Source organism: Sphingobium fluviale (assembly GCF_004122115.1).
In the GTDB taxonomy this organism is placed as follows: Bacteria; Pseudomonadota; Alphaproteobacteria; order Sphingomonadales; family Sphingomonadaceae; genus Sphingobium; species Sphingobium fluviale.
Genome location: NZ_SBKP01000005.1, coordinates 100,590 through 113,431, shown reverse-complemented (window position 1 = coordinate 113,431; position 12,842 = coordinate 100,590). Strand labels below are relative to the sequence as shown.

The window sequence follows — 12,842 nt, the reverse complement described above, 5'->3', positions numbered from 1 at the left end:
TACGAACTGCGTCAAATGCCATTTGATCAGATTGAATGCTTCTCCTGACGGGCGTCACGCGGCGCGCTTTCGCCCTTTCCTGATGTCGACGACCTTCCGCCCATCGAGGAAGTCAGCCCAATCCTGCATCATTCGCCGGCGGGGCGCGAGATACTCCGCCGCGTTGTAAGCTCCCCGGACATCATCCTTCTCTGAATGAGCGAGCTGCAACTCGACCCAATCCTCATGGTACTTCCGGATCCACATCGCTGGCTTGCCAAATTCAACCAATTGCTCGTTCGCCCAGGTGCTGGCGAGTCCTCGAAAGCCGTGGATGGTCTGGCGACTATGATATCCAAGGCGGTAAAGCGCATAGATCATCGTGTTTTCAGACAACGGCTTGTCTGGGTGGGTCCCGGGAAACAGGTAATCACCGGTCGCCGCCGATACCATTTTTCTAGCAATGAGTGCGGCCTGGGCTGACAGTGGAACGAGGTGTTCGCGCCCCATCTTCATGCGCGCAGCCGGAATCCGCCAAACGGGTTCCGTACCATCGAGATTTTCAAATTCGGATTTGACGGCCAGTCGAAGCTCTTTTGTCCTGACCCAGGTTAGCAAGGCGAATAGCACTGCATCGCGGGTGATCGCCGAGCGCCGGTCACCTTCCTCTTGGTAGGCTCGCAGCCTTTCGAGGAACGCAGGTATCTCCACCAAAGGAAGGCGGCTCATGTGCTTCACCCTCGGCCGAGGCTTGAGGGCGCCACTGAGGTGAGCAGTGGGATCGCTGGATGCCAGCCCGCAAGCAATCGCGAACTGAAAGACCTGCCCTACCCCTTGCTTGGCACGCCGACTGATATCGAGCGCGCCTCGTGTCTCAATCCTGCGGATCATGTCCAGGACCTCTGGGGCAGTGATCTCGTGGATCAGCTTCTGTCCTAGGGAGGGGAAAACGTCCCGCTCCATTCGTGACCAGACACGCTCGGCATGCGCTGGATTCAATGCCGACTGGCGGTTCTCGTGCCAGCGTTTCGCTACCATGTAGAAGGTGTTACCGTTCTCCGATATCACCTCCCCCTTGGCCTTCATTGGATCCTTGCCCTCGGCAAGGAGCGCCTTGGCCGCTTTGCGTTTGTCCCGGGCGGCGGCGATCCCCAACGCCGGATAAGCGCCAAACGACAGCAACTTCTCCTTGCCTGCAACTCGGTACTTCATCCGCCAAAGCTTCGTGCCGTTCGGCTGGACGAGCAGGAACAAGCCCTCGCTATCGGCAAGCTTGTACGCTCGCTCGCGAGGCTTGGCATTCTTGGCTTGAGTCTCCGTCAGAGGCATGGGGGTATCGCTCCTTTCCGATACTCCGCAAAACTACCCCCAAAATACCCCCACACCAAATCTGGCTGCATGTGGAAGGCCATGGGCGCATGCGGACGCGAATCACCCGCAACCCTCTGCTTTTATTTCGATTTTTGGAAAAATACGGAAGCTGTCGGAAGCTTCCGGATAAGGGATTGGTAGCGGAGGAGGGACTTGAACCCCCGACACGCGGATTATGATTCCGCTGCTCTAACCAGCTGAGCTACTCCGCCCCGTTGTCGGCAATGCCCTGACAGGGCGCCTCAATCACGGCTCCGGCAGCGGTCCGTCGCCGGAAGGTGCGGGCGCTATACGCAGCCTTTGCGGCAGGGTCAACCACGCAAAATCACCTCACTGCACGCTCCGTCACACCCTCAGTCACACCCTCCGGCGCAATGCGCCCCCCGCAGGCGGGCAAAGGGCCATTGCGGTATGCCGCATAAGCGCCTATCAGCCGCGCTGACAGGCAATGATGCCTCAAGATAAAGCCTTGGCCGCCCGGCGGCATGGCTTCCCGATAGTTGTGAGACAATGACGTTCCAGAATATTCCCGCGCTTCTTGCCGAGGCGCTTAGCCAACGCGGCTATGCCGCGCCGACATCCGTGCAGTCCGCCGTGATCGAGCCGGAAGCGGAGGCGCGCGATCTTATTGTCTCGGCGCGCACCGGCTCCGGCAAGACGGTTGCTTTCGGCCTCGCCATCGCGGGCGATCTGCTGAACGAGCAGGGGCTGGTGCAGCGCGCTGGCGGGCCGCTCGCGCTCATAATCGCGCCCACGCGTGAGCTGGCGATGCAGGTGAGCCGCGAGCTGATGTGGCTTTACGCCAGCACCGGCGCGCGCGTCACGGCCTGTGTCGGCGGCATGAACCCGTCCTTGGAGCGCAAGGCGCTGAGGCAGGGTGCGGATATCGTCGTGGGCACGCCCGGCCGCCTGCGCGACCATCTGGAACGGGGCGACCTAAACCTATCCGCACTCGTCGCCGTGGTGCTGGATGAGGCGGACGAAATGCTCGACATGGGCTTTCGCGAAGACTTGGAGGAGCTGCTGGACGCGATGCCAGAGCAGCGCCGCACCTTGCTGTTTTCCGCAACCATGCCCAAGCCGATTGTCGCGCTCGCCCGCCGCTATCAGAAAGACGCGCTGCGCATCGCCACCGGCGAGGAGGATCGCGGCCACAGCGATATCGAATATCAGGCGATGGCGATCGCGCCGTCTGAAATCGAGAATGTCGTCGTCAATGTGCTGCGCTATCACGAGGCGGAGACGGCGATCCTGTTTTGCGCCACGCGCGACAAGGTGCGCCATCTGCATGCAAGCCTGATCGAGCGCGGCTTTGCGGCGGTCGCGCTGTCGGGCGAGCATAGCCAGAGCGAACGCAACCAGGCGTTGCAGGCATTGAGGGAGCGGCGCGCGCGGGTGTGCGTCGCCACCGATGTCGCGGCGCGCGGGATCGATCTGCCTAGCCTCAGCCTCGTCGTGCATGTCGAGACGCCGCGCGATGCCGAGGCGCTGCAACACCGCTCTGGCCGCACCGGGCGCGCGGGGCGCAAGGGCATAGCGGTGCTGCTGGTGCCCTACCCCCAGCGCCGCCGGGTGGAAAGCATGCTGCGTGGCGCGCGCATCGCCGCGGAATGGATGCCGGTGCCCTCTGCCGCCGATATTCGCGAGGCGGACAGCGCCCGCCTGCTCGAAAAGCTGCTCGCGCCTGTCGAGTTCGATGAAGACGACCGCGCATTGGCGCAGCAGGTGCTGGCCCAGCGGAGCCCTGAGGATATTGCCGCCGCGCTGGTGCATGTGCATCGCGCCGCCCTTCCCCAGCCGGAGGAACTGCTCGCCGCCGACGCCGCGCCCGGCCCCCGCGCCCCACGCGCCGGGTTCGAGGGTAGCGCCTGGTTCAAGATGAACGCGGGACGCAGGCACAATGCCGATCCGCGCTGGGTGCTGCCGCTGCTGTGTCGGCGCGGGCATGTGAGCCGGGGCGAGATCGGCGCGATCCGCATCACCACGCACGAGACGCTATTTGAAGTGCAGGCGGCGGTGGCCGCGCGTTTCCTTGCAGCCGTCAAACGCACAGCGGGTGACGAGGATGACGGCATGGAGATTGTCGCTGTAGAAGGCCAGCCGCGCGATACCGCGAAGCGCAATCGCCGCGATGACGACCGAAGCGGTGCGCCGCCGCGTGGTGCAAAGCCTCCCTATCAGGCAAAGCCATTCAAACCCGCCCGCCCCGGTGCTGGCACTGGCGCGCGTGAAGCCCCAGCGCACGCCCGGCCTTCTGGCAAGAAAAAGTTCGGCAAAAAGCCGCCCCGCCCCTGAGCCATGCATATCCTCGTCGATGCCGATGCCTGCCCGGTCAAGGAGGAGATCTACAAGGTCGCCTTCCGGCATGAGGTGCGCGTCACTATCGTCAGCAACAGCCCGATCCGTATTCCCGCCCACCCGCTTATCGAGCGCGTGGTGGTATCAGACGGGTTCGACGCGGCGGACGACTGGATTGCCGAACGGGCGGACGCGCGCTCTGTCTGCATCACAGCAGACATATTGCTGGCCGACAGGTGCCTGAAGGCAGGCGCAAGGGTGCTGGCGCCCAATGGCAAGCCGTTCACGACATCATCCATCGGCGGCGCAATCGCGACGCGGGCGATCATGGCCGATCTGCGCGCTGGTGGAGATATCGTCGGCGGCCCCGCCCCGTTCAGCAAGACCGACCGCTCGCGCTTCCTCTCCGCGCTCGATGAGGCGCTGGTGCGACTGCGGCGGATCGGCTAGAGCGCCGTTCATGGCCGAAAAGTTCGAACGACATCGCCAGCCCTGGACCTCTGCCGAGATCCAGAAGCTGCATACGCTGGCGAAAAAGGGCATGGCCTTGAAAGCCATTGCCAAGGCGCTGACCCGCAGCGAGGAGTCGGTGAAGGAACGCGCGCGCACCGATGGGCTGACAATCGCAAAGCTGCGCTGATGATCCGTCTTTCCGGCCTGTCCCTGCCCCTTGATCACGCGCCTGATGCGCTGGCACCCGCGATCTGCGCGCGCCTCGGCATCGCGCGAGAGGCATTGCGCGGGTTCAAGGTTTTCAAGCGCGGCAACGATGCGCGCAAGCGCACCGCGATCCTGCTCGTTTATACGCTCGACATCGAACTGGACGCACAGACAGAGGCAGAGCTGCTGGCGCGGCTGGCGGGTGACAAGGATGTGCGCCCCACGCCCGATATGGCCTATACCTTCCCCACCCGTGCGCCAGAGGGGTGGAACGCCCTGCGCCCGGTCGTCATCGGCGCCGGGCCATGCGGCCTGTTCGCCGGGCTGATCCTTGCGCAGATGGGCTTCCGCCCGATCATCCTCGATCGCGGCAAGGTGGTGCGCGAACGCACCAAGGACACTTGGGGCCTATGGCGCCGCGCAGAGCTGAACCCCGACAGCAATGTGCAATTTGGCGAGGGCGGCGCGGGCACCTTCTCCGACGGCAAGCTCTACTGCCGCGTCAAGGATCCGCGCTTCCTCGGTCGCAAGGTGCTGGAGGAGTTCGTCAAGGCAGGCGCGCCGGATGACATCCTCTGGGAGGCGCACCCCCATATCGGCACCTTCCGCCTCGTGACGATGGTCGAGAGCATGCGCCGCACGATCGAGGAACTGGGCGGAGAATATCGCTGGCAGACGCGGGTGGACGATCTCGCGCTCGATCCCCTGCCCGATGGCCGCAAACGCCTGCGCGGGCTGCATCTGGCGGACGGCAGCTTCATCGAGGCCGATCATGTCGTCCTCGCCGTGGGCCACAGTGCGCGCCCCACCTTCGAGATGCTGCACGCGCGCGGCGTCCATATCGAGGCCAAGCCCTTCTCCATCGGCGTGCGCATCGAGCATCCACAAAGCTGGATCGACACAGCGCGCTTCGGCAATTGCGCAGGCCATCCGGATCTGGGGGCTGCGGCCTATAGCCTCTCCCACCACTGCGCGAATGGCCGCACGGTTTACAGCTTTTGCATGTGCCCCGGTGGGCGGGTGGTGGCGGCCACATCCGAGGAAGGCCGCGTCGTCACCAACGGCATGAGCCAGTATAGCCGCGCGGAGTTCAACGCCAATTCCGGGCTGGTGGTGGGCATAGACCCTGCGCGGGATTATCCCGATGGGCCGCTCGCGGGGATCGCGTTTCAGCGGCACTGGGAGTCGCTTGCCTTTGAAGCAGGCGGCGGCACCTATTCCGCACCGGGGCAGCGCGTGGGCGATTTCCTGAACCAGCGCCCCTCCACCGCGCTGGGCGAAGTCACCCCCTCCTACAAGCCCGGCGTGACAATGACGGATCTTTCCCGCTGCCTGCCCGCCTTCGCGGTGGAGGCGATGCGCGAGGCGCTGCCCGTCTTTGGCCGCCAGATCGCGCGCTATGACCACCCGGACGCGGTGATGACCGGCGTCGAAACACGCACCTCTTCGCCCGTGCGGATCACGCGCGGCAAGGATTTCCAGAGCCTCAACGCCGAACGGCTGTTCCCGGCGGGCGAAGGCGCGGGCTATGCCGGCGGCATCCTCTCCGCCGCGATCGACGGGATCAAGGTGGCCGAGGCGGTCGCAGCCAGCATGATGGCCGCGTGACTGATCCCGATTACGATGCCATCATCCTCGGCGCGGGTGCGGCGGGGATGATGTGCGCGATGACGGCTGGCGCTCGCGGCAAGCGCATCCTGCTGGTCGATCATGCCGATGCGCCGGGCAAGAAAATCCTGATTTCGGGCGGTGGGCGCTGCAACTTCACCAACATTCACACCGCGCCGGACCGCTATCTCTCCGCCAACCCGCATTTCGCAAAGTCCGCACTGGGACGCTATACTCCGCAGGATTTCATTGCCCTGGTCGAACGCCACGGCATCGCCTGGCATGAAAAGACGCTGGGCCAACTCTTCTGCGACGGCTCTGCGCGCCAAATCGTTGATATGCTGGCAAGCGAATGTGCGGGCGCGGGTGTGACGATAGCGCTCGGCCACCCGGTCGCTGACATCGCCCATGCCGACGGGCGCTTCCGCGTCACGATCAACGGCCGGGAACATAGTGCCCCCGCGCTCGTGCTGGCGACAGGTGGCCCCTCCATCCCCAAAATGGGCGCGACCGGCTTTGCCTATGACGTCGCCCGCCGCTTCGGCCTCGGCATTGTCCAGCCCCGGCCTGCGCTGGTCCCGTTCACGCTGGGCGCCGAAGACGCGCTCTTCACTGAGCTATCGGGCGTCTCCGCACCCGTCGAGGTGCGCTGGAACAAGGTGCGCTTTCGCGAGGCGGCGCTGTTCACCCATCGCGGCCTCTCCGGCCCGGCGATGCTGCAAATCTCCTCCTACTGGCAGCATCGCACGCCGATCTCGGTCAATTTCCTGCCTGACACGCCGCCCGACTGGCTGTTAGCCGAAAAGCGCGCCCGCCCGCGCACCCCGTTGCGCCGTGTGCTGGCAGAGCATCTGCCCGACAGGCTGGCTCAGGCGCTGCTGGAGCGGATCGGCACTGGCGGCGAACTCGGCTCCTCAAGCGACAAGGCGCTGCGCGCCGCCCATGCGCGCCTCTCAGACTGGCCGTTCACCCCCAGCGGCACCGAAGGCTATGCCAAGGCGGAAGTGACGGCGGGTGGCATCTCCACCGCCGCGCTGTCTTCCCAGAGCATGATGGCAAAGGCGGTGCCCGGCCTCTATACCATTGGCGAGGCGGTGGACGTTACCGGCTGGCTCGGCGGCTATAACTTCCAGTGGGCATGGGCGAGCGGCCACGCGGCGGGCACGGCCCTCTAGCCGCTAATATCCGCTCCTGACACGGATGCGCGCATTGGGCGAAACGCCAGCCTTTCCAGCCGCGCAACGGGTGGAACGAAAGCCGGTATCGAGGCAGATCCACACCTCATCCAGCAAGCCATAGTCGCTCGCCTGCACCCGGATCATGTCGATCGTCATCCCCGGATTCTTGCGCGCGATGGCTCCAGCGATCTGCCCGGCCGTCACGCGATATTGCGCGGCGAAATAGCCCATGTCCGGCAGGCGCAGCGCCTGATAGGCTTTGCGGGCGCGGGTGAAATACGCGTCCGGGCTGCGCGCCATGCAGGTGCCGTGCTTGGCCCACTGATGCTGCATCAACCGTACCGAGGGCATCATGCAGAAATTGGCGGCGATCGTCGCGCGGCTCACCGGCGCGGCAGGCGCGCAATATTGCGGCCAGCCGCCGCTGCGCCCGTCCTTCGCCACGCCATCGGGCCACAGGCCATGCAGCACAAAGCCGAAGCGGCCATTGCGCAGGTCGCACTGCATGTCTCCCTTGGGCGCGCGGGCGCAATATTGCGGCGTCCAGCTCAGCGCCAGCGTATAGCCGCCCACCTCCATGCGCCGCACTTCATCCGGGCGGGGCGTGGTGCCCGCGCGCGGCGGGTTGATCCGCTCCGGCAGGGTGCAGGATTGTGCCTGAGCGTGCGCTGCCAAGGGCGCCACCGCCAGCACTAGGCCGACGACCAGCGCCGCCTTACTCCGCCGCAAAGTCCAGCCCGATGTCGGCGGCAGGCGCGCTCTGCGTCAGCCGCCCGACGCTGATATAGGTGACGCCGGTTTCTGCGATCGCGCGGATCGTCTCCAGCTTCACACCGCCGCTCGCCTCAGTCGGCGCGCGCCCACCCACCAAAGTCACCGCGCCGCGCAGTGTCGGCGGGTCCATATTGTCGAGCAGCAGATGCGTCGCGCCAGCCGCCAGTGCCGGTTCAATCTGGTCGATCCGGTCGACTTCCACGATGATGCGCTCAATCCCGGCGCTTGCCGCGCGGCGCACCGCCTCGCCGATGCCGCCCGCCACCGCGACATGATTGTCCTTGATCATCGCCGCGTCATAGAGGCCCATACGGTGGTTAGTCGCGCCGCCTTGCCGCGTCGCATATTTCTCCAGCACGCGCAGGCCCGGAATGGTCTTGCGCGTATCGAGCAGCGTGGCTGAAGTGCCCGCGATCCTGTCCACATAAGCGCGCGTCATCGTCGCGATGCCGGTGAGGTGCTGAACGGTATTCAGCGCAGACCGCTCGGCAGTCAGCAGCGCCCGCGCATTGCCCGACAGCCGCATCAGGTCCGTGCCCGCCGGCACCCGCTCCCCCTCGCCCACCAGTATCTCGATCTCGACGGCCGGATCGAGCGCACGGAAAAACGCCTCGGCCAGCGGCAGGCCAGCGACCGTTACCGCGTCGCGGCTGTCCATCACGCCCGAAAAGCGCGCATCCGCCGGGATCACGCTCTCGCTGGTGACGTCCCGCCCACCTGCGCCCAAAGGCCCGCCGAGGTCTTCGGCCAGAGTGGAAGCGATGAAGGCAGGAAGATCGAAATGGGGGAGGGAGAAGGTCATGCCCCCTCACCTAGCGGATTCTGTTTTCATTGCAATGACTGTGTGAATCACATATAGTCCATAGATGGAGATCGAGTTTGATGCGGATAAGGACGCAGCCAACCTCTTCAAACACAAACTACCGCTCGCATTTGGCAGGCGGGTGTTTGATGATGCGGACCATCTCGTGGTGCCTACGATCCGAATAGGCGACGAGGAAGAACGCTACAAGGCAATCGGCACAGTCGACGGCAAGTTATATACCGCGATCCATGTCTGGCGTGGCGATACCATCCGCATGATCTCAGTCAGAAGGAGCAATGCGCGTGAACAAAGAGACTATGATAGCGACCCCCGCTGATCCCAATGACTCTGAAGACAGGGACGTCAGCGTCGCCGCGCTGGAGCGTGGCCTTATGGGCCGACGCGTCCGCAAGCTGCGCAACCGGCTTGGGCTGAGCCAGGAGGAATTTGGCCGCACGTTCGGCATCCCCGCCGTCAGCATCCGCCAGTATGAAATCGGGCGCTATATGCCCCCGCCCGCCGTGCGCGCCTATCTCAAGGTGATCGAGGCAGAGCCGGAGATGGTGAAGCGGGTGATTGCGAGCTAGGCCTACCGCGCCCCCAGATCCCCCTGCCCGATCGTCCCCGCCGCCATTTCCAGCATCCGGTCAAGGCTCTTCTTCGCCTGCACGCGCAGCTCCTCGTCCATCTCGATCCGCGGGGTCAGATCACGCAGGCAGAGATAGATTTTCTCCAGCGTATTCAGCGCCATATAGGGGCAGATATTGCAGTTGCAGTTGCCGTCCGCGCCCGGCGCGCCGATGAAGGTCTTCTCCGGCATCGCCTTTTGCATCTGGTGGATGATGTGCGGCTCGGTCGCGACGATCAGCGTGTCGCCCGGCATGGTCTTGGAAAACTCCAATATGCCGCTGGTCGACCCGACATAATCGGCATGATCCAAGATATAGGCCGGGCATTCCGGGTGCGCGGCGACGGGCGCAGTGGGGTGCTGAGCCTTGAGCTTCAGCAACTCCGTCTCGCTGAACGCCTCGTGCACGATGCACACGCCCGGCCAGAGCAGCATGTCCCGCCCCAGCTTGCGCGTGAGGTATCCGCCGAGATGCCGGTCCGGCCCGAAGATGATCTTCTGTTCAGGCGGTATCTGGCTCAGGATTTTCTCCGCGCTACTGCTGGTGACAATGATGTCGGACAGCGCCTTCACCTCGGTCGAACAGTTGATATAGGTAAGCGCGATATGATCCGGGTGCTCCGCACGAAACGCGGCGAACTTGTCCGGCGGGCAGCTGTCCTCAAGCGAACAGCCGGCGTCCATGTCCGGCAGCACCACGATCTTGTCTGGCGCGAGGATTTTCGCCGTCTCCGCCATGAAGCGCACACCGGAAAAAACGATCACGTCCGCGTCCGTCGCCGCCGCCTTTTTCGACAGCTCCAGCGAGTCGCCCACGAAATCCGCCAGATCCTGAATTTCCGGCTTCTGGTAATAATGCGCCAGGATCACCGCGTTGCGCTCTTTCTTCAGCCGGTTGATCTCGGCCAGAAGATCCAGCCCAGCAAGGGATTCAACGGGTTGCGCCGTCATTTATGATGATCCTTCCGTGTTTGCAGCTGGCTCAATATGTTTGACGCCATCCGCACCGCATGAGAGTATTCTGTATGATTGCAGCCTTACGCCGCCGCTACCTCGACATATTGGGGTCTATCTATATTTTCAACGAGCATCGCGGATATTCCAGTCTTGATCGCGTTTTAGAAGCCGTGCGCCGCCGCCACCCTGAGGCCACCGCGTTCATCGCCGCCGTGGAAAAGCACCGGGCGGACGAGGAAAAGCATTATCATATGTTCCGCCGCTATTTCGAGCATCTGGGCTATATGCCCTACGCGGCGGACAAGACCTGCGCGCATATCGACAAGATGATCCGCCTGACCTTCGGCTGCGACATCGATGCGCTGGATACCGACGCAGTGGTGGCGAGCGAGGCCATGTTCAACCGGCTGTGCCGCGTCATCATCCTCACCGAAAAGCGCGGCATGTGGCAGGTGGACAAGCTGCTCAACATGGGCGTGATCCGGCGCGAGCGCGCGCTCTATCAGCTTTTCAAGGTAGTGGAGCGCGATGAGCCGAGCCACTGGATGCCCTATGACGCGTGGCTGAGGGCACATGGTGGCTGGCAGCCAACGCTGGGCGAGCGGCTGGCCGATGCGTTTGTGCACAAAAGCCTGATCCTGTGGAAACTGCCGCTGCTGTTCCTCAATCCGTGGCTGAAACGCCGGACGGACTGGCAGCATGAGCATGATTCGATACCATTAAAGGGGCAACCAGCCAGCCAAGCATTCGCGCTTCAGTGACCGCCTGGGGCACCGCCGCCCTCTTCCTCGTCTTCATCGGCTGGCTCATCGGCAAAGCGGACGACGACTTTTGCTTTCTTGACGCCCTCGACCAGCAGAGGCATCGCGAAGGCGCGTTCCACCATTTGCCGCGCCGTCTCACGCGCCTGGCCCAGTGCCGAGTCTTCCCGCGCTTGTTCGAGCAGCGAACCGAGCGCGCCACGACGCACGGCGTCCTCTGGCGCAGCCCCGCCGATCTGGCGGATATTCGCAGCGTCTATCTCCGGCTCGGCGATGGTCAGCGCGGGGAGCATTACCTTAAGCGCCTGCGCTTCCTCATCCCAGACTACATCCTTGTTGCGCAACGCCTTGAAATCCAGCTCATAGCGGACCGTGGCGGGGACGATGGCATATTTCCCGCCCGGCCCGGCCGCAGGGGCAGAGTGCGCGCCCTCGGCCTCCTCATCGGCATGGGCCGCAGCGGGCGCAGGCGTGTGGGGCGCGGCCACCTCCTTGTGCGGGGTGTCCTTATGCGTAGCTGCGGCGTCAGGCGCGTGGGGTGCTGCTTCTGTCTTTGGCGTGGCAGGCTCAGGCGCCTCTGCTGCATCGGGCGCGGCCACCGCTACCACCCGCCCGGTATAGACCACAGCCTTGCCCTGCTTTTGCAAAGCCTCCAGCACCGTTGCGGTGACGGATTTGATCGCGGCTTCCTGCCGGGCCTTGTCAGACCGAAAGAAATAGAACGCCCCGCCAAACGCCGCGCCGAACATCACCAGCCCGATGATGATGGGTACAATCAGCTTTTTCATTGGTGCGCCACCCTCCACACGTCGTCCAGCACATGCTGTGCCAGCCCGCGCTGCTCAAGGTCAAGCAGATGTGCAAGCACGGAACGTTCGGCGGCGGAGTGAAGACGTTTATCGACGCCCTTGTACATCTCCGGCACCATATCGCCGATGCTGCGGCCCAGCCCCTCGCCGCTCTCCAGATGGCGCAAAATCTGCCCCTCACGGTGCTTGCGATGGCCCATCATCCCGCGCACCAGCCGTTGCGGGCTTTCCACCGCCTCGCCATGCGCGGGATAATAAATCGCGTCGTCCCGCTCCAGCAGCTTCTGCATCGAGCGCATATAGTCCGCCATGTCGCCATCCGGCGGCGAGACGACGCTGGTGGACCAGCCCATCACATGATCGCCGGTGAACAGCGCCCCTTCCTCGCGCAGGGCATAGCAGAGATGGTTGGAGGTGTGCCCCGGTGTCGCCACTGCCACAATCGTCCAGCCATCGCCGGAAAGGATTGCGCCATCGGCCAGCGCCTCATCCGGCCTATAGTCCGCATCGAACGCTGCGTCGGCGCGCGGGCCGTCATCCTCCAGCGTCAACGGCGCACAGCCGATAATCGGCGCCTTCATCCGCTCGGCCAGCAGCGCGGCCGCCGGGCTATGATCGCGGTGGGTATGGGTGCAGACGATAGCCCGCACCGGCCGCCCGGCAATAGTGGCGATCAGCGCATCGAGATGCGCGTCGTCCGCCGGGCCGGGGTCGATAATCGCGACATCCTCACGGCCTACGACATAGCTCTGCGTGCCGGTATAGGTGAAGGGCGAGGGATTGGGCGCCAGCACCCGCGCCACCAGCGGCGAGAGGCGCATCGCCTCTCCGGTAGGCAGGGATGCCATGTCAAAAGGTGGTGTCATACCTTCTCATGTGCGCATCAGCAGCCCGGACGCAAGCGGTTCGATATCAAAAGCGCTGATAACACCCAAATTTGTCGGTTTTTTTTACAATGTCGGATGGGGTGAAAATCTCATTAACCACTGCAACCGGCCTTTACCCGTCCTTCTG

14 protein-coding genes and 1 tRNA gene are annotated in these 12,842 nt (G+C 64.1%); 8 read left to right on the top strand and 7 right to left on the bottom strand.

Annotated features, from left to right (window positions below; genetic code table 11):
* Positions 1–54: 54 nt before the first annotated feature.
* Entirely contained in the window at positions 55–1,308 is a 1,254-nt protein-coding gene (locus EQG66_RS07120; protein ID WP_129403899.1) for a tyrosine-type recombinase/integrase, read from the bottom strand.
* 177 nt (positions 1,309–1,485) lie between these two features.
* A tRNA-Met gene (locus EQG66_RS07115) sits at positions 1,486–1,562 on the bottom strand.
* 298 nt (positions 1,563–1,860) lie between these two features.
* Here EQG66_RS07115 and EQG66_RS07110 point away from each other — a divergent pair.
* From EQG66_RS07110 to EQG66_RS07090, 5 genes are read left to right on the top strand one after another with little or no spacing between them, the layout of a single operon-like run.
* Positions 1,861–3,645 (top strand): DEAD/DEAH box helicase, encoded by a 1,785-nt coding sequence (locus EQG66_RS07110; protein ID WP_129403898.1) that lies wholly within the window; start codon positions 1,861–1,863, stop codon positions 3,643–3,645.
* A gap of 3 nt (positions 3,646–3,648) precedes the next feature.
* Positions 3,649–4,098, top strand: coding sequence for a YaiI/YqxD family protein (locus tag EQG66_RS07105; RefSeq protein ID WP_129403897.1), 450 nt, complete (start codon positions 3,649–3,651; stop codon positions 4,096–4,098).
* A 10-nt stretch (positions 4,099–4,108) separates the two neighbouring features.
* On the top strand, positions 4,109–4,288 hold the full coding sequence (locus EQG66_RS07100) for a hypothetical protein (protein ID WP_129403896.1): 180 nt from the start codon (positions 4,109–4,111) through the stop codon (positions 4,286–4,288).
* Positions 4,288–5,916, top strand: a complete 1,629-nt coding sequence (locus EQG66_RS07095; RefSeq protein ID WP_129403895.1) for an NAD(P)/FAD-dependent oxidoreductase — start codon at positions 4,288–4,290, stop codon at positions 5,914–5,916. The genes EQG66_RS07100 and EQG66_RS07095 overlap by 1 nt, the downstream gene beginning before the upstream one ends.
* Positions 5,913–7,091 carry a BaiN/RdsA family NAD(P)/FAD-dependent oxidoreductase gene (locus tag EQG66_RS07090; protein WP_129403894.1) on the top strand — a complete coding sequence of 393 codons (1,179 nt, stop codon included), beginning with the start codon at positions 5,913–5,915 and terminating at the stop codon, positions 7,089–7,091. The genes EQG66_RS07095 and EQG66_RS07090 overlap by 4 nt, the downstream gene beginning before the upstream one ends.
* Before the next feature lie 3 nt (positions 7,092–7,094).
* On the opposite strand, the gene EQG66_RS07085 is transcribed toward EQG66_RS07090, so the two are convergent.
* Both EQG66_RS07085 and nadC read right to left on the bottom strand, forming a co-directional pair.
* Positions 7,095–7,823 carry a ribonuclease T2 family protein gene (locus tag EQG66_RS07085; RefSeq protein ID WP_129403893.1) on the bottom strand — a complete coding sequence of 243 codons (729 nt, stop codon included), beginning with the start codon at positions 7,821–7,823 and terminating at the stop codon, positions 7,095–7,097.
* A complete protein-coding gene (nadC, locus tag EQG66_RS07080; protein ID WP_129403892.1) occupies positions 7,810–8,670 on the bottom strand; it encodes a carboxylating nicotinate-nucleotide diphosphorylase in 861 nt (286 codons plus the stop codon). The genes EQG66_RS07085 and nadC overlap by 14 nt, the downstream gene beginning before the upstream one ends.
* 64 nt (positions 8,671–8,734) lie before the next feature.
* Here nadC and EQG66_RS07075 point away from each other — a divergent pair, with 64 nt between their 5' ends.
* Positions 8,735–9,010: a BrnT family toxin gene (locus tag EQG66_RS07075; protein WP_129403891.1), complete on the top strand. Its 276-nt coding sequence runs from the start codon at positions 8,735–8,737 to the stop codon at positions 9,008–9,010.
* On the top strand, positions 8,976–9,260 hold the full coding sequence (locus tag EQG66_RS07070) for a helix-turn-helix domain-containing protein (RefSeq protein WP_245987924.1): 285 nt from the start codon (positions 8,976–8,978) through the stop codon (positions 9,258–9,260). Before EQG66_RS07075 ends, EQG66_RS07070 begins: the two co-directional genes overlap by 35 nt.
* Before the next feature lie 2 nt (positions 9,261–9,262).
* Here EQG66_RS07070 and nadA read toward each other — a convergent pair whose 3' ends face one another.
* On the bottom strand, positions 9,263–10,252 hold the full coding sequence (gene nadA / locus EQG66_RS07065) for a quinolinate synthase NadA (protein ID WP_129403889.1): 990 nt from the start codon (positions 10,250–10,252) through the stop codon (positions 9,263–9,265).
* Positions 10,253–10,326: 74 nt separating this feature from the next.
* Between nadA and EQG66_RS07060 the strand changes: the two genes are divergently transcribed.
* Positions 10,327–11,019 (top strand): ferritin-like domain-containing protein, encoded by a 693-nt coding sequence (locus tag EQG66_RS07060; RefSeq protein ID WP_129403888.1) that lies wholly within the window; start codon positions 10,327–10,329, stop codon positions 11,017–11,019.
* Here EQG66_RS07060 and EQG66_RS07055 read toward each other — a convergent pair.
* On the bottom strand, positions 11,013–11,807 hold the full coding sequence (locus tag EQG66_RS07055) for a DUF4230 domain-containing protein (protein ID WP_129403887.1): 795 nt from the start codon (positions 11,805–11,807) through the stop codon (positions 11,013–11,015). The genes EQG66_RS07060 and EQG66_RS07055 overlap by 7 nt on opposite strands.
* Complete coding sequence (locus EQG66_RS07050) at positions 11,804–12,694, bottom strand: MBL fold metallo-hydrolase (protein WP_129403886.1); 891 nt, start codon at positions 12,692–12,694, stop codon at positions 11,804–11,806. The genes EQG66_RS07055 and EQG66_RS07050 overlap by 4 nt, the downstream gene beginning before the upstream one ends.
* Positions 12,695–12,842: the final 148 nt, after the last annotated feature.

What these genes read in the sequence shown, in the direction of transcription:
- EQG66_RS07120 (WP_129403899.1), bottom strand. Translation starts at nt 1,308, where the DNA reads ATGCCTCTGACGGAGACTCAAGCCAAGAATGCCAAGCCTCGCGAGCGA.
- EQG66_RS07110 (WP_129403898.1), top strand. Translation starts at nt 1,861, where the DNA reads ATGACGTTCCAGAATATTCCCGCGCTTCTTGCCGAGGCGCTTAGCCAA.
- EQG66_RS07105 (WP_129403897.1), top strand. Translation starts at nt 3,649, where the DNA reads ATGCATATCCTCGTCGATGCCGATGCCTGCCCGGTCAAGGAGGAGATC.
- EQG66_RS07100 (WP_129403896.1), top strand. Translation starts at nt 4,109, where the DNA reads ATGGCCGAAAAGTTCGAACGACATCGCCAGCCCTGGACCTCTGCCGAG.
- EQG66_RS07095 (WP_129403895.1), top strand. Translation starts at nt 4,288, where the DNA reads ATGATCCGTCTTTCCGGCCTGTCCCTGCCCCTTGATCACGCGCCTGAT.
- nadC (WP_129403892.1), bottom strand. Translation starts at nt 8,670, where the DNA reads ATGACCTTCTCCCTCCCCCATTTCGATCTTCCTGCCTTCATCGCTTCC.
- EQG66_RS07075 (WP_129403891.1), top strand. Translation starts at nt 8,735, where the DNA reads ATGGAGATCGAGTTTGATGCGGATAAGGACGCAGCCAACCTCTTCAAA.
- nadA (WP_129403889.1), bottom strand. Translation starts at nt 10,252, where the DNA reads ATGACGGCGCAACCCGTTGAATCCCTTGCTGGGCTGGATCTTCTGGCC.
- EQG66_RS07060 (WP_129403888.1), top strand. Translation starts at nt 10,327, where the DNA reads ATGATTGCAGCCTTACGCCGCCGCTACCTCGACATATTGGGGTCTATC.
- EQG66_RS07055 (WP_129403887.1), bottom strand. Translation starts at nt 11,807, where the DNA reads ATGAAAAAGCTGATTGTACCCATCATCATCGGGCTGGTGATGTTCGGC.
- EQG66_RS07050 (WP_129403886.1), bottom strand. Translation starts at nt 12,694, where the DNA reads ATGACACCACCTTTTGACATGGCATCCCTGCCTACCGGAGAGGCGATG.